18 protein-coding genes, 1 tRNA gene and 8 pseudogenes are annotated in these 17,493 nt (G+C 48.3%); 22 read left to right on the forward strand and 5 right to left on the reverse strand.

What is annotated here, in order from left to right:
• Window positions 1-3: 3 nt before the first annotated feature.
• The 21 genes and pseudogenes from JCM10550_RS13100 to JCM10550_RS23380 all read left to right on the forward strand — a co-directional run bounded on the left by JCM10550_RS13100 (window position 4) and on the right by JCM10550_RS23380 (window position 13,141).
• Window positions 4-851: pseudogene (locus tag JCM10550_RS13100) on the forward strand (DNA-directed RNA polymerase subunit D).
• The gene (locus JCM10550_RS13105) at window positions 844-1,209 is read left to right on the forward strand and encodes a 50S ribosomal protein L18e (protein ID WP_062399761.1); all 366 of its coding nucleotides are present in this window, start codon (window positions 844-846) and stop codon (window positions 1,207-1,209) included. The pseudogene JCM10550_RS13100 and the gene JCM10550_RS13105 overlap by 8 nt, the downstream one beginning before the upstream one ends.
• Before the next feature lie 5 nt (window positions 1,210-1,214).
• Window positions 1,215-1,642: pseudogene (locus JCM10550_RS13110) on the forward strand (50S ribosomal protein L13).
• Window positions 1,643-1,655: 13 nt separating this feature from the next.
• Window positions 1,656-2,060 carry a 30S ribosomal protein S9 gene (locus tag JCM10550_RS13115; protein ID WP_062399766.1) on the forward strand — a complete coding sequence of 135 codons (405 nt, stop codon included), beginning with the start codon at window positions 1,656-1,658 and terminating at the stop codon, window positions 2,058-2,060.
• Window positions 2,061-2,090: 30 nt separating this feature from the next.
• The gene (locus JCM10550_RS17455; RefSeq protein WP_083475518.1) at window positions 2,091-2,279 is read left to right on the forward strand and encodes a DNA-directed RNA polymerase subunit N; all 189 of its coding nucleotides are present in this window, start codon (window positions 2,091-2,093) and stop codon (window positions 2,277-2,279) included.
• A gap of 21 nt (window positions 2,280-2,300) precedes the next feature.
• Window positions 2,301-2,376: transfer RNA gene (locus JCM10550_RS13120), tRNA-Pro, on the forward strand.
• 30 nt (window positions 2,377-2,406) lie between these two features.
• Complete coding sequence (locus JCM10550_RS13125) at window positions 2,407-2,592, forward strand: DNA-directed RNA polymerase subunit K (protein WP_062399767.1); 186 nt, start codon at window positions 2,407-2,409, stop codon at window positions 2,590-2,592.
• A gap of 5 nt (window positions 2,593-2,597) precedes the next feature.
• Window positions 2,598-3,793, forward strand: a pseudogene (locus tag JCM10550_RS13130) (phosphopyruvate hydratase).
• Window positions 3,790-4,398 carry a 30S ribosomal protein S2 gene (rpsB, locus tag JCM10550_RS13135; protein WP_062399770.1) on the forward strand — a complete coding sequence of 203 codons (609 nt, stop codon included), beginning with the start codon at window positions 3,790-3,792 and terminating at the stop codon, window positions 4,396-4,398. The pseudogene JCM10550_RS13130 and the gene rpsB overlap by 4 nt, the downstream one beginning before the upstream one ends.
• Window positions 4,399-4,439: 41 nt before the next feature.
• On the forward strand, window positions 4,440-4,742 hold the full coding sequence (amrB, locus tag JCM10550_RS25255; protein WP_281175403.1) for an AmmeMemoRadiSam system protein B: 303 nt from the start codon (window positions 4,440-4,442) through the stop codon (window positions 4,740-4,742).
• Window positions 4,743-4,773: 31 nt separating this feature from the next.
• Window positions 4,774-5,165 (forward strand): annotated as a pseudogene (amrB, locus tag JCM10550_RS25260) (AmmeMemoRadiSam system protein B).
• Between the two features lie 8 nt (window positions 5,166-5,173).
• On the forward strand, window positions 5,174-5,242 hold the full coding sequence (locus tag JCM10550_RS25265) for a hypothetical protein (protein WP_281175405.1): 69 nt from the start codon (window positions 5,174-5,176) through the stop codon (window positions 5,240-5,242).
• 2 nt (window positions 5,243-5,244) lie between these two features.
• Complete coding sequence (gene mvk, locus JCM10550_RS13145) at window positions 5,245-6,156, forward strand: mevalonate kinase (RefSeq protein WP_062399774.1); 912 nt, start codon at window positions 5,245-5,247, stop codon at window positions 6,154-6,156.
• On the forward strand, window positions 6,122-6,892 hold the full coding sequence (locus JCM10550_RS13150) for an isopentenyl phosphate kinase (RefSeq protein ID WP_062399776.1): 771 nt from the start codon (window positions 6,122-6,124) through the stop codon (window positions 6,890-6,892). The genes mvk and JCM10550_RS13150 overlap by 35 nt, the downstream gene beginning before the upstream one ends.
• 110 nt (window positions 6,893-7,002) lie before the next feature.
• A pseudogene (gene fni, locus JCM10550_RS13155) lies at window positions 7,003-8,060 on the forward strand (type 2 isopentenyl-diphosphate Delta-isomerase).
• A pseudogene (locus JCM10550_RS13160) lies at window positions 8,057-9,411 on the forward strand (RNase J family beta-CASP ribonuclease). Before fni ends, JCM10550_RS13160 begins: the two co-directional pseudogenes overlap by 4 nt.
• Before the next feature lie 10 nt (window positions 9,412-9,421).
• Window positions 9,422-10,388 (forward strand): annotated as a pseudogene (locus JCM10550_RS13165) (polyprenyl synthetase family protein).
• Window positions 10,389-10,391: 3 nt separating this feature from the next.
• Window positions 10,392-10,769, forward strand: coding sequence for a hypothetical protein (locus tag JCM10550_RS23375; protein ID WP_245619205.1), 378 nt, complete (start codon window positions 10,392-10,394; stop codon window positions 10,767-10,769).
• The gene (locus tag JCM10550_RS13170; protein ID WP_245619211.1) at window positions 10,667-12,106 is read left to right on the forward strand and encodes a glutamate--tRNA ligase; all 1,440 of its coding nucleotides are present in this window, start codon (window positions 10,667-10,669) and stop codon (window positions 12,104-12,106) included. The genes JCM10550_RS23375 and JCM10550_RS13170 overlap by 103 nt, the downstream gene beginning before the upstream one ends.
• A gap of 73 nt (window positions 12,107-12,179) precedes the next feature.
• A complete protein-coding gene (locus tag JCM10550_RS13175; protein ID WP_245619207.1) occupies window positions 12,180-12,854 on the forward strand; it encodes an EF-Tu/IF-2/RF-3 family GTPase in 675 nt (224 codons plus the stop codon).
• 20 nt (window positions 12,855-12,874) lie between these two features.
• On the forward strand, window positions 12,875-13,141 hold the full coding sequence (locus JCM10550_RS23380) for a hypothetical protein (RefSeq protein WP_245619208.1): 267 nt from the start codon (window positions 12,875-12,877) through the stop codon (window positions 13,139-13,141).
• Window positions 13,142-13,568: 427 nt separating this feature from the next.
• Here the strand turns inward: JCM10550_RS23380 and JCM10550_RS13180 are convergent, their stop codons facing one another.
• From JCM10550_RS13180 to JCM10550_RS13190, 3 genes are all read right to left on the reverse strand, one after another.
• Window positions 13,569-14,240 carry an SLC13 family permease gene (locus JCM10550_RS13180; protein WP_062399778.1) on the reverse strand — a complete coding sequence of 224 codons (672 nt, stop codon included), beginning with the start codon at window positions 14,238-14,240 and terminating at the stop codon, window positions 13,569-13,571.
• Window positions 14,212-14,553 carry a TrkA C-terminal domain-containing protein gene (locus tag JCM10550_RS19845; protein WP_062399780.1) on the reverse strand — a complete coding sequence of 114 codons (342 nt, stop codon included), beginning with the start codon at window positions 14,551-14,553 and terminating at the stop codon, window positions 14,212-14,214. The genes JCM10550_RS13180 and JCM10550_RS19845 overlap by 29 nt, the downstream gene beginning before the upstream one ends.
• Before the next feature lie 142 nt (window positions 14,554-14,695).
• The gene (locus tag JCM10550_RS13190; protein WP_062399782.1) at window positions 14,696-15,391 is read right to left on the reverse strand and encodes an SLC13 family permease; all 696 of its coding nucleotides are present in this window, start codon (window positions 15,389-15,391) and stop codon (window positions 14,696-14,698) included.
• 256 nt (window positions 15,392-15,647) lie between these two features.
• On the opposite strand from JCM10550_RS13190, the pseudogene rpiA reads away from it, so the two are divergent.
• Window positions 15,648-16,356 (forward strand): annotated as a pseudogene (gene rpiA, locus JCM10550_RS13195) (ribose-5-phosphate isomerase RpiA).
• Here rpiA and JCM10550_RS13200 read toward each other — a convergent pair.
• The gene (locus JCM10550_RS13200; protein WP_062399785.1) at window positions 16,348-16,743 is read right to left on the reverse strand and encodes a helix-turn-helix domain-containing protein; all 396 of its coding nucleotides are present in this window, start codon (window positions 16,741-16,743) and stop codon (window positions 16,348-16,350) included. The pseudogene rpiA and the gene JCM10550_RS13200 overlap by 9 nt on opposite strands.
• Before the next feature lie 113 nt (window positions 16,744-16,856).
• Window positions 16,857-17,453 carry a TATA-box-binding protein gene (locus JCM10550_RS13205; protein ID WP_062399787.1) on the reverse strand — a complete coding sequence of 199 codons (597 nt, stop codon included), beginning with the start codon at window positions 17,451-17,453 and terminating at the stop codon, window positions 16,857-16,859.
• Window positions 17,454-17,493: the final 40 nt, after the last annotated feature.

A 17,493-nucleotide genomic window follows, 5' to 3' on the forward strand; every position in this document is an offset into this window, starting at 1 on the left:
TAAATGCAGCTTTCATTCAGCAGGTTTGATGATGATGTCGCCCGTTTTATCATTACGGGCTTCTCCTCTGCCTTTGTAAATTCATACCGAAGGACAATGATTGGGGAAGTCCCAACACTTGCCATTGAAGATGTGCATATATACGATAATAACAGCGCACTCTTTGATGAGATGCTTGCTCACCGTCTGGGGGGGCTTATTCCCCCCTCAGGACAGATCTTGATGAATATGTATTCACCAAGGATTGCTCCTGTAATGGTGAGGGGGGGTGTTCAGCATGCACGTCTGTTTATACACTGAGTGTAGAAGGGCCGAAGGTTGTATACTCCCGTGATCTGATTCCCCCCCAGGATCCTCGGGCTGTGCCAGTTGATGAGAACGTTCCTCTGGTAAAACTTGAAAAAGACCAGAAGATTGTTCTTGAAGCTCGTGCGGTTCTTGGACGGGGCGACGATCATGCAAAATGGCAACCTACGCTTGCCTGTGGATATAAATCATATCCGCGGATTGTGTTTGACAGCAAGTGTGATGGTTGTGGCATGTGTGTGGATGAATGTCCACGTAATGTGCTTGAAATAAAGGGAAACAGTGCCGCAGTCGTTGAAGGAAAAATTGAGGACTGCACACTTTGTAAGCTGTGTGAAAGAATCTGTATTGCAAATGCTGATACCTGGGACAGTCCCGCGATCTCTGTTCAGACAGAGGATGATACGTTCATCTTTGTTGTAGAGAGTGATGGTTCGATTCCGGTTCGCCAGATTCTTGAACGTGCTGCAAAAGATATTCAGACAAAATCAGACGACCTGGTGGATGTTCTATGCGATATATCCGGAGGGAATGTAAATGACTAAAACAACGACGAAGACAAATCCGCGTTATTCTGCCCTCATATCTGATCTTAAAGAGATGTCTCGGGCAAATGGCGCAAATGTCTGGCGCGAGATCGCAAACAGGCTGGAATCACCCAGCAATAATTACGCTGAAGTCAATATCAGCAAAATCAATAGATACGCGCAGGATGGCGACATCGTACTGGTTCCTGGAAAGGTTCTCGGAAGCGGTGTGTTGGACCAGAAGGTATCTGTTGCTGCAATACGATTCAGCGGAGCAGCAGAAGAAAAAATTACCGGTGCAGACGGAGTATGTATGACAATTGAAGAACTTGTCCAGCAGAATCCTGAAGGCAAAAAGGTACGGATTCTGAGGTGAGGTGCATGGTTACAATTATTGATGCAACAGACTTCGCCTGGGACGGCTTGCCAGTATTGTTGCAAAACGATCTCTCGAGGGAGAGGAAATTGCCATTGTAAATGCAGAGCAGTGTGTCGTTTCCGGAGGAAAGGCTCGGGTATTAGCTGATTATGATCACAAAAGAAAGATTGGTTCCCGTGAGGGAGGTCCATTCTATCCACGACGTCCTGATCATATTCTTAAGCGTACGATACGCGGGATGGTCCCCCCCTACAAGCGCAAGCGTGGTGCAGAGGCACTTCGCCGGGTAATTGTGCACGTAGGTATTCCTGATGAGTTCGAAGGAGCAGAGTTTGAAGTGCTTGATATGGCACATATCGACGGACTTTCAACCCCCCCGAAATTTGTAACTCTGGGTGAAATCAGTACAATACTTGGAGCAAAGTTCTGAGCGGTGATATCAGATGACGAAAGTAATTAATACAAGCGGAAAGCGGAAGACTGCAATTGCGCGTGCCACCCTTCGTGAAGGTAAGGGACGTGTACGCATCAATTCTGTACCCCTTGAGATATACGGCACTGAGATGCTCAGAATGAAGATCTCTGAGCCACTCCTTCTGGTTCCGGATGCTCTTGGTGATGTTGATGTATCTATTGATGTCAATGGCGGCGGAATCATGGGGCAGGCTGAAGCGGTACGGACAGCACTGGCACGGGGGGGCATTGTAAAGTGGAGTAATGATCCAAAGATTAAGGATATCTACCTTGTCTATGATCGTACTCTTCTGGTAAATGACTCACGTCAGAAAGAAGCAAAGAAGCCGCATGGCCGTGGTGCACGTGCGAAGTTCCAAAAGTCTTATCGTTAGATAATAACAATAGATATAGAGATCGTTTGCATGATACCTATCCGATGTTTTACATGTGGGAAAGTCATTTCGACTGCCTGGGAAGATTACCGGCAGCGACTGAGTGCAGGCGAGGATCCTAAAGAGATCCTCGACGATCTCGGACTTTCACGCTACTGTTGTAGGCGCATGATTCTGGCGCACAAAGAGATTATTGATGATCTCAATCCGTATCAATGAGGGATGATCTGAATATGCGGGGGGGTCGTGGGGGGGTAGCCTGGAATCCTATGGCGTTCGGGATGCTGTAACCTGAGTTCGAATCTCAGCGACCCCCATTTTTGATTAAATTTTTCAGGAGACTTACATGAAATCCGAAAACGTGGAATCATTTACCCGTTACGAGAAAGCCCGAATTGTTGGTGCACGTTCATTGCAGATTTCAATGGGCGCTCCTCTTTTGATAGAGACCGATTCAATTGACCCGCTTGAAATTGCAACGGAAGAATTCAGACAACAGAAAATACCCATTACCGTTAAACGGGCGCAGTGAAAATTATGGCACAGATTACCGAAATACATCTCCGGACGATTCTTGACAGCAGGGGGGGAAACCCTACTGTTGAAGCGGATATTTATACCGAGAATGGATTTGGCAGGGCAGCGGCACCATCTGGTGCAAGCACCGGGATGTATGAGGCAAAAGTGCTACCTGTGCGTGAGGCAATTGATGGAGCGCGACAGACGGTTATCCCTGCATTGTCTGGATTTGAATCCAGTGATCAGGTCGGATTTGACTATCTCCTTCATGAAATTGACGGGACTCCTGACTTTTCGGTTATAGGTGCGAATGTTGCCGTTGCATTGTCTCTTGCGAATGCAAAAGCCGCTGCTTCTTCCCTTTCCCTGCCGTTGTTCCGGTATCTGGGAGGAGCATTTGCCGCACAGACTCCGTTCCCCTTAGGTAATGTTATCGGAGGGGGGGCGCTCATGCAGCACATGCAACCGATATTCAGGAGTTCCTTGTTGTGCCAACCGGTGCACTGGATGCAGATGAAGCAATTTTTGCCAATGCAGCGGTGCACAAAAAGATCAAAGAGCTGTTAGTATCCGATGGTAACGGATGCGGAAAGGGTGATGAGGGTGCATGGGCGCCTAAGATTACCGATATCGAAGCCTTTGATCTGGTGCAGGAGGCCATCAATACCATTTCTGACGATCTGATGATCGAGATCAGGATGGGTATTGATGTTGCCGCCAGTGAACTCTGGAAAGACGGAGTGTACAGGTATAGTGACGCAGAACGCAGCACAGAAGACCAGGTGGCCTATATGGCTGATCTGGTTGACCGCTACGAACTTGCGTATGTTGAAGATCCTATTGTAGAGGAGGATTTTGAAGGATTCTCCGCATTAACAGATCAAGTGGGTGATGGCTGCCTGATCTGCGGAGATGACCTCTACGTCACGAATGTTGAGCGCATTGAGACCGGTATTGAGGCTAGGTCCACGAACTGTGTCTTAATTAAACCTAATCAGATTGGCACCCTTTCCGACACATTTGAAGCCATACGTATGGCACATTCATGTGGTATGGAGACAGTGATGAGCCACCGATCGGGAGAGACGACCGACAATACCATTGCCCATCTTGCAACTGCCTTTGAGTGTATCTATCTGAAGACAGGTGTTGTTGGCGGAGAACGCATCGCAAAACTCAACGAACTCGTGAGAATTGAAGAGATGATCCAATGAATACAGATGATATTGAAATAGAATTAACAGAATCACTCGTCCCTGTGGAGGAGTATCTTGCTGCAGGAGTACACATCGGAACGCAGCAGAAGAGCAAGGACATGAAAAGATTCATCTACCGCGTACGCGGAGATGGTTTGTACATTCTTGACATCCAGGAAACCGATAGCAGAATCAAGACTGCCGCTGAATTCATCGCAAAGTACGATGCACCAAAGGTGCTTGTCGTTACCTCCCGTCAGTATGGGCAGTATCCGGCCAGGAAATTTGCAACAGCTATTGGCGGAACCTATAAGGTTGGCAGATTTATTCCGGGAATGCTGACGAACCAGAACATGCCGAATTATATCGAACCCAATGTTGTCGTCGTAACCGATCCGATTGGTGACGCTCAGGCAATTAAAGAGGGTGTTGAGAACGGTATTCCGGTTGTCGCACTCTGTGATACCAACAATATGACAAAATACATTGACCTTGTCATTCCTACCAACAACAAAGGTCGCAAGGCACTTTCGATGGTATATTTCCTCTTAACAAGAGAAGTCCTGAAGGCACGGGGTATTGCAACATCCCTTACTCAGGAAGACTTTGAGACAGACCTTTAATTAAGGTATGAAGCAAAAGGGGGGGAAGGAGGAGATGTCAAATGGGTGTCAGAAAACCCACGCTTGCGGGGGGGATATGGTATCCGGGTGACCCGACCGTCCTTTCTTCTTTATTAACGTCTTTTTTTAACAATACTACAGGTTTGCCTGATTGTTTTGGTATCGTTGTTCCTCATGCGGGATATGCGCACTCCGGTCAGGTGATGGCTGCATCATATGCGTGTATTGACCAAAATTTTTCGGGTACATTTCTGGTAATCGCGCCAAGTCACCGGGGGGGTATCGGACCCTATACCTCAGAACTTGACTGGGGGCACCCCCCCGCTTGGAACGGTTGCCTGTAATCGGGTACTTGCCCGTTCTCTGGGAATTCCTGTGTCTGACCAGGCAATTGAAGTGGAGGAGAACTCTCTGGAACTTCAGATGCCATTTATAAAATTTCGTTTCCCGAATGCACGGGTTGTTCCGGTGCTGATGGTTCCCAGGACTATGCGCACACACTATCGCTTGCAGAAACAATTCTGAATTCTGCAGATATTTCTGCAGACGATGTACGGGTTGTTGCGTCCAGTGACTTCTCTCATTATGTGCCTGCAGACGTTGCAATAAAGAATGATGCCTATGCCATTGAGGGACTTTATGACCTTGACATCAGATCTTTTTATCAGAGACTGAGGGAATATAATGTTAGTGCATGTGGATATGGGCCTATTTCCGTAATGGCAACTCTGGCCCGTCACATGGGGGGGCAACGAACGGTAAATTAATACAATATATGACAAGCGGTGACACAACCGGCGATATGGAGCAGGTTGTTGGATACGCATCAATAGCGGCGGTATAATTTTGGCAGTATGGAGCGCACCTGGCAAGGTCTTTTTATTTGGTGAACACGCGGTTGTATATGGCAAGCCGGGTATTGCAATGGCAATTAAACCGCGGGTATATGTAACCGTTCGAAAAACACGGCACCCTCCACGGGTGAAATCACCATATCTCGAGAAATGTTTTGAATTAATGGGAGTCAACGGGAGTGTGTATATTCATTCCCAGCTTCCCAGTTCTTCCGGTCTGGGATCGTCTGCGGCAGTCACTGTTGCAACCCTTTCGGCAATAAACGATGAATTTGATCTGGGCTACGGAAGACCTGAGATCGCAACGATGGCACATTCGGTTGAAAAGAGTGTGCAGAAAGGGCGTGCGAGTGCGACTGATACCTACGTCTCTACCTTTGGGGGTGTCCTTCTGATTCAGGGGGGGGATATTAAACGGAGACTTCCGCCTGAAGATTTTCATCTGGTTATTGGGAATACCATGGTCTCCCATTCGACAGCCCGGATGGTGGAGCAGGTGGGCAAATTCCGTGCAACCGATCCGGATATTGTGAATCCGATACTTGATGCGATTGAGGCGGTAACGATGCGATCCCTGCATGTCTTTCAGGACCAGCGGGCTCTGGGGGGGAGGTACATGGATATCAATCATGAGCTTCTGGAAGCACTGGGTGTGGGGGGGCATCCTGCACTGACACGACTGGTGACGGCGGCGCGTGCAGCAGGGGGGGCATATGGTGCAAAGATTACCGGTGCAGGTGGCGGAGGCTCGATAGTTGCTCTCTGTCCCAAACGATCTAAATCCAAAATAGCCGGTGCAATCGAAGGATGTGACGGCAGGGCAATTATTACTACGATCGATAATGAAGGCGCACGCAAGGAGAAGGAAGATGAAAGAAACCGTACTGATAAAACTCGGCGGTAGTGTAATTACCGATAAAAGCGGTGACTGCACGGTTAATACCGAAACTCTTGAACGGATTTCCGGGGTGATTTCCAGCCACTCGGAGATACAGTTTATTATTGTTCATGGGGCCGGTTCATGCGGTCACCCTGAAGCGAAACGCCATCACCTTGATATGGGGTTAGACTCTAATAATAAATCAGGTATATTTATCACGCACAGGGCAGTTTTAAAGCTGAACACTGCGGTGGTAAACGCGCTTCGTGCCAACGGTGTGGAAGCAGTAGGCATCCACCCGCTTGATGCATGTACTGCGAAAAACGGACGTTTGGAATCCTTCAGTCATCAGCCTGTTGAGATGTTGGTACACCAGGGAATTGTACCTGTTCTCCACGGAGATGTGGTAATGGACAGTGTACGGGGGGGTGCCTGCATTGTTTCAGGCGATCAACTGGTCAGTGCAATTCCGGCAAGGATACATGTTGACCGCATTGGACTCGCCACTGATGTAGCCGGTGTGCTCAGAGACGGGGATGTCGTTCCCCCCCTGATTAACCGTGACACGGTGGCTGATATTGAAATTGGTGAGTCGGACAACACAGATGTGACCGGAGGTATGATCGGAAAACTGACGGAGCTTCTGAGACTTTCAGATGAAGGGACCGACTCTACGATATTTCATCTGTCCAGACTCGGGGGGGATTTCCTTGACGGGCGCGAACATGGTGGAACCATGGTTACCGGAAACCGGGTATAGATACATGAATATTTCCGCTGCAAAGGAAGGAACCTGCAGTGATATGAATATTTGCTGATGTAAATATTCTCTTAAACCCCCCCAAGGGGGGTATTACCATAAAAAACAGGATGATTACCTCCTCTCGGAAAAAGGAGCATCTGGATATCTGCTGCAATGAAAATATTGTCGCCGGGAGGACCGGATTTGATGATGTCCGTCTCGTTCATAATGCACTTCCTGAGTGTAATATGGATGCCATAACGCTTGGTGTACAATTTTTGGATCGCCCGCTGAAGGCACCAATTTTTATTGCTGCAATGACCGGGGGGGGCATCCTGATACGAGGGATGTTAACGCCACCCTTGCAATGGCAGCAGAGGAGTTTGGTCTCGCCATGGGTGTTGGCTCACAGCGTGCAGCCCTTGAAAATCCCGAGATGGAAGACAGCTTTACTGTTGTGCGTGAACATGCTCCCCCCCATGCGTTTCTCTGTGGAAATCTGGGCATTATCCAGCTGAGAGATAAGGGCATCGAATGGGCGGATAAAGCGGTTGAAATGATTGACGCCCAGGCACTGTGTATACATCTGAACCCCCTTCAGGAGGCGATACAGCCCGAGGGTGATCATGATGCCGCGGGTTGTCTGGACGCTCTGCAGGAATTATGTTCGTCATGCCGATACCCGGTCATTGTAAAAGAGACCGGTTGTGGTATATCGCGGGAATGCGCGCGGCAGCTGTTTGCTGCAGGTGCGTCAGCGGTTGATGTAGGCGGTCTGGGAGGTACTTCCTGGGCGGCGGTGGAACAGTTCCGTGCAAAAAATCCCCTGCAGCAGGCGCTGGGTCTGCATTTTGCAGACTGGGGGGGTATACCAACGGCAGTCAGTGTGGCTGAAGCAACCCTCGCAGGCGGTCCAGTCATTGCGACAGGCGGGCTGAATTCGGGTACCGACATCGCAAAAGCAATGGCACTCGGGGCAGGTCTGGGAGGGATGGCGCTTGCCCTTCTGCCACCGGCCATGGACGGATACCAGAGTCTTTGTGATAAAATCCATCAGATCCAGACCGAGATTCGGATGTCGTGTTATCTGACAGGATCCCGAAATCCCTCTGAATTAAGGAACATACGAAAATATATCACCGGAATAACGGGTGAAATGTTACAATATGAGGAAAATAAACTATGAAAGTTGAAGTAATTGCTGTCGGCGGATATAATGAAGTCGGCAGAAATATGACCGCCGTGCGATGCGGCAAGGAGATTGTCATTTTTGACATGGGTCTCCGTCTCGATCAGATCATGATTCACGAGGATGCGGAAGTTGAAAATCTGCATTCCCTTGATCTCATTGAGATGAAGGCAATCCCGGACGATACCATAATGAATACGGTGGAAGGTACCGTGAAGGCGATTGTCTGTACGCATGGTCACCTGGATCATATCGGTGCAATACCGAAACTCGCACACCGGTATGATGCACCAATTATTGCCACGCCCTATACTGCGGCTCTTATCCGTCAGCAAATTGAAGGGGAAAAGCGATTTGTTGTCAATAATCCGGTGTTTGAACTTCCAGCAGGGAAAAAATACCGGTATGAAATATCCCAGCACCTCTCCCTTGAATTTATCATCGTACAGCATTCAATCATTGACGCCGCAATGGCTGTCCTGCACACGCCCCCCCGTGGTGCTATTGTATATGCGCTTGATTTCAAACTGGATCGAACGCCAGTGCTTGGAGACCCCCCCCAACATTGCACGCATGCGTGAAGTGGGAAAAGAGGGTGTGCTCGCTTTAATCACCGAGAGTGTGAATGTCAACATGCCCGGACGCTGTCCCAGCGAACGCATTGCCCAGCGTCTTGTCAGGGATGTAATGACCTGTTATGAGGATGAAAAATCCGCAATGTTTGTGGGTACCTTCGCCTCAAATATTGCACGGGTAAAAATGATTGCAGAATGTGCCCATGAAATTGGGCGCAAACCGGTGCTTCTTGGTCGTTCAATGGAACGATATTCATCAACTGCAGAACAGATGAAACTGGTCGGATTTCCACGTGGTATGACAATGCGGGGGGGTAACCGCCGCACGGTTGACAAGATGTTCCGTACCATTATGAAGGAAGGGAGAGACAAATATGTCCCGATCGTCACCGGCAGTCAGGGTGAACCCGGTGCCATTCTTACCCGTCTGGCGTCAGGACAGACACCTTTCAAGATTGAAAAAGGGGGGGATAAAATTCTTTATAGTGCAAAAGTTATTCCGAATCCAATGAATTACGGACAGCGCCATACACAGGAAGTGCTTCTCCGTATGAAGGGTGCACGCATTTTCACCGATCTTCATGTGAGCGGGCATGCATACCGTGAAGAACATTATGAAGTACTGCATCTGTTCAATCCCCCAGCATGTTATCCCGGCTCACGGCGATATTGATATGACCGGAGGATACCTGAAACTGGCAGAAAGCTGTGGGTATACTCTGAACAATGATGCCCATATTCTGAGAAACGGGCAGAGACTACTGATAAATTAGGTGAAAATGAATGGATCTTGGTGCATATCTGGAAGATGCTGCTGAACAAATCGATATTGTTCTTGACCGTGAATTCGGCGCATTGCCGGGAGAACTGAACAAGGCAAGTGCCCATCTCCTTCTTGCCGGAGGAAAACGTCTGAGGCCCGCGGTGGTAATGCTTGCTGCAGACCTTGTAGAAAATGGGCGGTCACAGGACATTCTACCTGCTGCACTGGCACTTGAAGTGACTCATACCTTCACGCTTGTTCATGATGATATCATGGATGGGGATGCGGTTCGTCGCGGTGTTCCTACCGTGCATATGAAATGGAACGAACCAACGGCAATTCTTGCGGGTGATGTGCTTTATGCACACGCCTTTGAGTTGATCTGTGCTGCAATTGCACCCGATATTGCAAAGGTGCGGTCGGTGAATGCCCTTGCGAAGGCATGTGCGGACCTCTGTGATGGACAGCATATGGATATTCATTTCGAAAACAGAGATGATGTTGATGAAATGGAATATCTCGAGATGGTCTCCAAAAAACCGGGATACTGTATGCTGCTGCCGCAGCCATTGGCGCCACCCTTGCAGGGGGGGCAGTGTTCAGCAGGTCAATTCACTCTATGAATGGGGACTGAACAGTGGTATTGCATTTCAGATTCAGGATGATCTGATCGACCTTATGGCAGATGCGGCAACCAGCGGTAAGGACCGTGCATCAGATCTTCGTGAAGGGAAACAGACACTTGTGGCAATTCTTGCAAGAGAACGGGGAATTGACCTGACAAAGTATCGGAAACCCACTCTGAGCGATGCAGAAATTGATGAAGCAATCCATCTTCTGGAAGAGGCGGGTGTCATTGCTGATGTCAGAAATGTTGCTCTTGAGCGGGTTCTCCGGGCGAAAAAGATGCTCGCGATCTTCCCTGACTGCGATGAAAAGGATGGTCTTCTTCAGATAACGGATTATTTCGTTTCCAGGGGCTTTTAGACAATGGATGGAGATTCCAGAGATTTTCTCTATAAATATGCACTCCAGAATGCGGTAATGCACAACAGTGTTCCGAAGGCTGGTGCGGTTCTGGGCGCACTGATGGGAAAACATCCTGAATTTCGGCCTCATGCACGGGAGTATTCGGCACTTCTGGGTGATATCCTGGTTGAAATCGAAGAGATGACCCCGGATGAACGCAGGGCCCGTCTTGAGTTGCTTGCTCCGGAATTGCTGGAAAAAAAGAGAAAAAGAAGAGAGAGATCGGGCTTCGTGCGCTGGAGAATGTCGGGGGGGAAGAAGGTGTTGTTATGCGCTTTGCCCCCCCGAATCCTTCCGGGCCCCCCCTTCATCTTGGTCATTCCCGTGCAGCATACCTGAATGATTATTATATCCGGAAGTATGGCGGGAAATATATTATCCGGATTGAAGATACTGATCCAAAACGGATCACGGAAGAAAATTATCAGATGCTGCTGTCCGATGTGGACTGGCTTGGCATTCAGGTAAGCGACATCGTCTACCAGAGTGACCGGATGGATATTTATTATGCCCACTGTGAACAGCTGATTGCAATGGGCGGTGCGTATCTCTGCACCTGTGACTCGGAAATATTCCGGGATCTGAAAAATAACAAAACAGAATGTCCATGCAGAGGGCGGAGCATTGAAGATAATCTCTCTCTCTGGAAGGACATGCTGGCAGGGGGGGTCTATCATGAAGGGCAGATCACGGTCCGGGTAAAGACCGATATTTGTCATCCTGATCCTGCGATGCGTGATTTTTCCATCTTCAGGATTGTGGAGAACACCTCCCATCCCCCCCGGTGTGATGCACGGGTCTTCCCTCTGATGAATTTCTCGGTTGCAGTGGACGATCATCTGCTGGGTATGACCCATGTAATCCGGGGGGGGAAGGATCATATCGCAAATACCCGGAGACAGAAGTACATTTATGATTATTTTGGTTGGGAACAGCCAACCTATTTCCATTATGGGCGGATGTCAATCGGAGATATCGTCCTTTCGACGTCAGCAATGAAGGCAGGTATTGCCTCAGGGGGGGAGTATTCAGGCTGGGACGATATTCATCTGGGCACGCTGAAGGCAATCGCACGGAGAGGTTTTTCACCGGAAGCGCTCAGAAATGCGATGGTGGATATTGGAATCGGTCAGACGGATATCAATTTCTCATGGGAAAATCTCTACGCAGCAAACAAAGCGATTGTGGACCCGATTGCAAACCGGTATTTCTTTGTTCCTGACCCGGTATTGTGTCATATCCCCCCCGATGTCTCTGAACATACGGCACACCCGTTGAAAAATCCCAACGATGAAACGAAGGGAACCCGTTCATTGACGTTTACCGGTGATATTTATCTGCCGCGCGATGAACTTGAGGATGGCCGGATGCTCCGGCTCAAGGATCTCTTCAATGTGCGGGTACAGAAGACTGATGGTGGGTATTCTCTGGAATATTCCGGGGACTCTCTGGATGAAGCACGGGCAGAACATGCACAGATCGTTCAGTGGCTTCCCGAGGATATGGCAGTTGGATGTATGCTTCATACGCCCAGGGGGGGTATCATCGAGGGGGGGGTCTGCGAACCAGATGTCCGCACGGAAACGGATGTGGTTGTTCAGTTTGAGCGGGTAGGGTTTGCACGGATTGACCGTGCGTCTGAAACCGAGGTTTCAGCGTATTTTGCCCACAAATAATCTTTTCTTTCATCCAAAGACTCATCTCCCTTAAATTCCCATATTTTTAGCAACATGCCGAATCTAAATATCGTTGTACTCGGACCCCCACGGGTATGCAAAAAATATCGGTAAATCAGGCACAGAATCTGATATTACATTTATTAATCTGAAAAAAGGGGGGGAAGACACGGTAACGATCATCGAACCGACGCGATATCCTGACCGGCTGGCACCCCCCCTGTATTACGCGGTGGCGATGTCGGATTCTGCATTGCTGGTGATAGATTCAATTACCCCTGCGTTGGGTGAAATGGTTATTATGCTGGATGTCATGGGCATTGAGTCCGGGATGATTGTGCTGCAAAATTACCTCGATAAATCACAGATTGCGCCCCCCCTGATCCGTGGCACGGTTCTTGAGGGCTATGAGTTTGTGGAAGATGACCCCCCCATTGTGCTGCGTGAACGGTTCCTTTCCATGGCCGCAGATATTACCTATCCTGTGCCTACGCCGGAGACCGGGTTTGTGATGATCGATCATGCCTTTAATGTGAAAGGAATCGGTACAGTTGTGCTGGGAAGTGTTGAAAAAGGAACCATTCATCAGCATGATACGGTCACGGTGCTGCCGGGAGAGATGATATGCCAGATTCGTTCGATTCAGAAACATGATGAGGATGCCAAGGAAGCATACCAGACGGACCGGGTGGGACTGGCGTTGAAAAATATGCCTGCTGAGAGCCTTGAACGGGGGGGTATGTACTGACGACGGACTCATCCATACGGGTGACAGCAGAAGTCAGGGGTACGGCAAAGGTCGTACGCTTCTGGCCTGAGCCGCTGCGCGAGGGTCTTGTTGTACATATCGGTTTGTGGACGCAGTTTGTGAACGGGAAGATTATTGCGGTTGAAAATGATGCTGACTGGCATACATGCTCTGTTGTGATTGAACTGGACAAGGAAATTGCCTATCTCCCCCCCGGAGAAAAAGCGGTTATCCATTATCTGGATGGCGGAAAACTCAGGATTGCCGGATCGGTAATGCTGGAATAATCCTTATCGAAAACAAAGAATGATGAAAACAGAGGGCCTGTCTCCTCCGTTTTTTTCAACCATTTTTTCACCCTCTGCGAACCTCTGTTCGGGGGAATCGGAGAGTAATATGGACGTATTTTTTGCTCTTTTTCCTGCCGGAAAATGGCGACTGTAATCCCTTTTATTTACAAAAATGATGGTTTATTGCAGATTACTGGGCGGTTGCTGTTGGCAGGTATTTTGAGAGGATGTATGGGTCGTCTCGGGTTGAGGTTGGCCCCCCCTCCGGGCTTCTGTTTGGACACCGATTTTCCGGGCGTGGCCCGTATGGGGGGGAGGTAATTTATACGTTACTTAACGAGGATTTGCCCAAAGGAACGAGAATCGTAGGCCGCAGCCTGCAGGAGTGAACAAACCGCATGTCCGGTGTTTATTTACCCATGCGTTAAAAAGGAAAAAATATGGGAGTCAAAAGCAGGGTTGTGATGCCCACGATTATCGTGAGCGGCAGTCCCGTTCTGATATAATCCCTGGTCGTGTATCCTCCGGGTTCATATACCATCATGTTTGTCTGATATCCGGCGGGGGGGTTGATGAATGCATAGGAACATCCGAGCATCAGCACAATAACAAACGGCATGAAACTGACTCCGAGATCTACTGCAAGATTGAAGGCAATGGGGGGGAACATGAATGCAGCTGCTGCCGGATTTGTGATGACATTTGTCATGATAACTGCTCCGATAAAAATCGCTGCCAGTGCCAGATACGGGTCAGTACCACTTGCCGATTGGATAATATCTGCAATAGCCCATGAAAGGCCCGTCTCTGTTAATGCGGATTCAAGGCCGATTGCACATGCAAGGATAACGATTGTCTGAAGATCGATGCTTTTTGTGGCTTGGCCGATGCTCATGCACCCGGTCAGGAGCATGGCAAATACTGCCAGCAATGCAGCATTGAGCAGAGGTAGCCATTGGAGTGCAACGGTTGTGATCATACAGGCAGTAATTATTGTTGCTTCGGCGGCACGGTCAGTTCGTTTTATGTGATATCCCTTTAGTCTTCGTATCAGTTTGAACCGTTCTTCATTCCGGTTTTCGTAGAAAAAACTCATCCTGTACTTCAAGGATGGCATTGTCTCCCTGGAGGATGAAGGTCTGTTTATTCTCAGAAATAACCGGTTTGCCGCCTCGGGAGAGGGCGACCAGATTTCCTCCGAAGGAGGATGATTTATCGGTATGAATCTGGGATATGGTCTTGCCTGCTGCAGGATTTTTTGGTGAGATGACGACTTCGACCAGGTGATGCAGGTGACGGTCGCTACTGAGTTCAAAGGTTTCATTTGCGGTTCTCAGACCGATCTTTGACCAGAGGTGAGGGAGTGTATCGCTGTCCGTCCAGAAGGTGATGATGTCTCCTTCCTGCAACTGCAGTTCGGGTGTGATTTCGAGACGGCCTGTTTGTGGGCGCTCAATGGTTTTGATTTCAAAACCGACCGGCCGGGAAAATCCGACTTCTTCCAGGGTCTTCCCATCAATTCCCTCGGATTTCCCGACAATGAATTTTGCCTCATAGAGTCTGCCGGGAGTGGTTTTTGCATTGGTCTGTTCTGTTTTTTCCGGGAGGAGATAGGGGGGCTGTCAGGATGATGAATACGATTCCAATCAGAGCAACCGGTAGTCCTACCGGGGTGGGGGTGAACATGCCGATTTCCTGAAGTGCGGGGCCGCCGGACGTGCCCGGAGCAAGATAATCGGTGACAAGTCCGGCAATGATGAGGTTTGTTGATGTGCCTATTAATGTGGTGGCCCCCCCTCCCAGAATGGAAGCGAAACTTAAGGGAATATAAAATCTCGATGCCGGAAGTCCCAGATTGCGTGTGATATCCCGGATGACCGGTATCATCATGGCGATGAGGGGGGGTGTGTTATTAAGAAATGCACTCCCTCCGGCGATGGGAAAAAGGATTCGGGTAAATGCCTGATTGATGGTGTGGGGAAATCCCAGTAATGTATCCACGATGATAATGATGGCCCCCCCGGTGGAATACATGCCATAGGCGACCATAAAAAGCACCGCTACTGAGAGTACACCGGGGGGGTTTGAAAAGCCTTTCAGCAGCGCGTCGGGCGACGCGAGTCCGAATGTCATGGCACATGTCAGTGCTCCGACAAAGATAACCCATACCGGTAATCGGGATATTATGAGGAGGATGAATAGGACGGCCAGTATTGCCAGTGTTGCATACGCATCAGGTCCAAGCATCTGTGTCTTCCCCCCCTTCTATTGTCAGGCATGAAAATAACAAATAATTCTGTAATGATGCCGGAGATTATAGGTGTTACCTTATATTCTGTCTGGTTGCTGTTTGGACTGGCGTTCAGCTGTTTTCCGGGTAAATGATTCTTTCGTAAATGCGCAGTGCTGCTTATAATGGCAAAAGTAAATCCGTATTTTTCTCTCCGGATGGTGAGGAGCTGTGTTAAGCATTTACCTGTTGGGGGGGGTGCAATAAATGTACATGACTTCTCAATCGGTTACGGAATCTGAACAGACTATTGCAAAGAGAAATGCCGGATATTTTGCTGCAGAACTGGTTGAAGACGGTATGGTTGTCGGACTGGGAACCGGGTCAACGGTGTTCTATGCAATGGAGAGGCTGGCTGAAAAGATTCGGAATGGTATGAAGATGGTGGGTGTTCCGACGTCGTATCAGGCAGAGTGCCGGGCACGTGAATATGGGATTCCTCTTGCTACCCTGCATGATTACACCGAACTGGATATTGCCATTGATGGAACAGATCAGGTTGATCCCAAAGGCCGTCTGATAAAAGGGAGAGGTGCTGCACAGACGCAGGAACGCTGTGTTGCTTCTGCATCGCGTATTTTCGTTGTTGTTGCGGATGCAGGTAAGAAGACCGCCTGTTTATCAGCACCCGTACCGGTGGAAGTTATACCATCTGCTGCCTCACTTGCAGCAAAAAGGCTGTGTGAAATGGGTGGTCTTCCCCCAGGTGCGTGAGGGAGTGAAAAAGGATGGCCCTGTCATTACCGACAATGGAAACTGGATCATTGACTGCACGTTTTCAACGATTACCGACCCGTTAGCCCTTGAGATTTCCATCAATAATATTCCGGGTGTTCTGAGCTGTGGTATATTCGCAGAATTTACCGAAAAAACAAAAATAGTTATTGGAAACAGAGAATCAGCTGAAGTAATGTTAATTTGAAACGTTCTGCTGATTCTGAAGATGAATTCTAATCTTCTGAATCAGTTTCAGTTGATTTTCAACTTCTTCACGCTTATTTTTCTCAATGATATCCATTATTTCATTGATTGATTTTGACAGGCGGTATATTTTCACTGGTCTGCCTTTACTTTCCGCTTTTGATTCCCGGCTTTCAATCCATTCATTCTCTTTGAGAGTGCGCATGGCAATACTAACTTCCGGCTGGCGAAGGTCACTACTCCGTTCAATCTCTCGTGAGGTCGCCTCTTCGGTCATTGCAAGATAAATGAGCACCTTTGCAACATTTCTTTTTAACCCAATTTCAGTTAGAAGATCTGAAAATTCCTCGTCTTCTTCGGTGAAGACCATTACTTTTTCCATTCTCATATTTGTCTCCCAGAATACTACTATGATTATTCAAAATACTATAAATACATTGTTGTATGTGTAATTCGACTCGATTCGTGAATTAAATAACTTAAAAAATAAAATCTTCAGGTTTAAACCAGACCCAGATTTGAAAGGTCTGATAATATTTTATTAACGGCCCTTTTCGCATCTTCCGGCTGTTTTCCGCCAGTGATGATCAGTTTGCCGGATCCAAAGAGCAGGACAACAACTTTGGGGTCTTCAAGCCGGTAGACAAGTCCTGGGAACTGTTCCGGCTCGTATTCAATCCGGTCAAGATTAAATCCGACGGCAATTTTATTCAGATTGATTGGTGTTCCCAGATCCGCTGATGTAACAATATTCTGGATTTTATATTCAAGTTTTTCAGCGATCTCTATGTTCAGGTCCCTTAGGCGACCTCCCAGAATTTCCAGACCACGGGAAAGACTGTCAACACTCTTTGCTCCCGTAAGCACGACTTTGCCGGAACCAAATACCAGTGCTGCGATCTTTGGGTCCTGCATACGGAGAACTACTCCGGGAAATCGTTTTTTATTGTATTCAGCATCTTTAATCTGAGATGAAACCACCTGAAGATCAAGAGATTCTGCGATCTTTGCAGAAGCAACGATATTTTCAATTTTCAGAGAGTCCTCTGGATTGCGTTTCGTCTCAATTTTCAGAGAGTCCTCAGGATTGCCCTTCATGTATGATATTAAAGGATTTATAAAGTATATATATGGTTGC

This window comes from Methanogenium cariaci JCM 10550 (assembly GCF_001315945.1).
GTDB classification, from domain to species: Archaea; Halobacteriota; Methanomicrobia; order Methanomicrobiales; family Methanomicrobiaceae; genus Methanogenium; species Methanogenium cariaci.

What these genes read in the sequence shown, in the direction of transcription:
- JCM10550_RS13105 (WP_062399761.1), top strand. Translation starts at nt 844, where the DNA reads ATGACTAAAACAACGACGAAGACAAATCCGCGTTATTCTGCCCTCATA.
- JCM10550_RS13115 (WP_062399766.1), top strand. Translation starts at nt 1,656, where the DNA reads ATGACGAAAGTAATTAATACAAGCGGAAAGCGGAAGACTGCAATTGCG.
- JCM10550_RS17455 (WP_083475518.1), top strand. Translation starts at nt 2,091, where the DNA reads ATGATACCTATCCGATGTTTTACATGTGGGAAAGTCATTTCGACTGCC.
- JCM10550_RS13125 (WP_062399767.1), top strand. Translation starts at nt 2,407, where the DNA reads ATGAAATCCGAAAACGTGGAATCATTTACCCGTTACGAGAAAGCCCGA.
- rpsB (WP_062399770.1), top strand. Translation starts at nt 3,790, where the DNA reads ATGAATACAGATGATATTGAAATAGAATTAACAGAATCACTCGTCCCT.
- amrB (WP_281175403.1), top strand. Translation starts at nt 4,440, where the DNA reads ATGGGTGTCAGAAAACCCACGCTTGCGGGGGGGATATGGTATCCGGGT.
- JCM10550_RS13150 (WP_062399776.1), top strand. Translation starts at nt 6,122, where the DNA reads ATGAAAGAAACCGTACTGATAAAACTCGGCGGTAGTGTAATTACCGAT.
- JCM10550_RS23375 (WP_245619205.1), top strand. Translation starts at nt 10,392, where the DNA reads ATGGATGGAGATTCCAGAGATTTTCTCTATAAATATGCACTCCAGAAT.
- JCM10550_RS13180 (WP_062399778.1), bottom strand. Translation starts at nt 14,240, where the DNA reads ATGAGTTTTTTCTACGAAAACCGGAATGAAGAACGGTTCAAACTGATA.
- JCM10550_RS13190 (WP_062399782.1), bottom strand. Translation starts at nt 15,391, where the DNA reads ATGCTTGGACCTGATGCGTATGCAACACTGGCAATACTGGCCGTCCTA.
- JCM10550_RS13200 (WP_062399785.1), bottom strand. Translation starts at nt 16,743, where the DNA reads ATGAGAATGGAAAAAGTAATGGTCTTCACCGAAGAAGACGAGGAATTT.
- JCM10550_RS13205 (WP_062399787.1), bottom strand. Translation starts at nt 17,453, where the DNA reads ATGAAGGGCAATCCTGAGGACTCTCTGAAAATTGAGACGAAACGCAAT.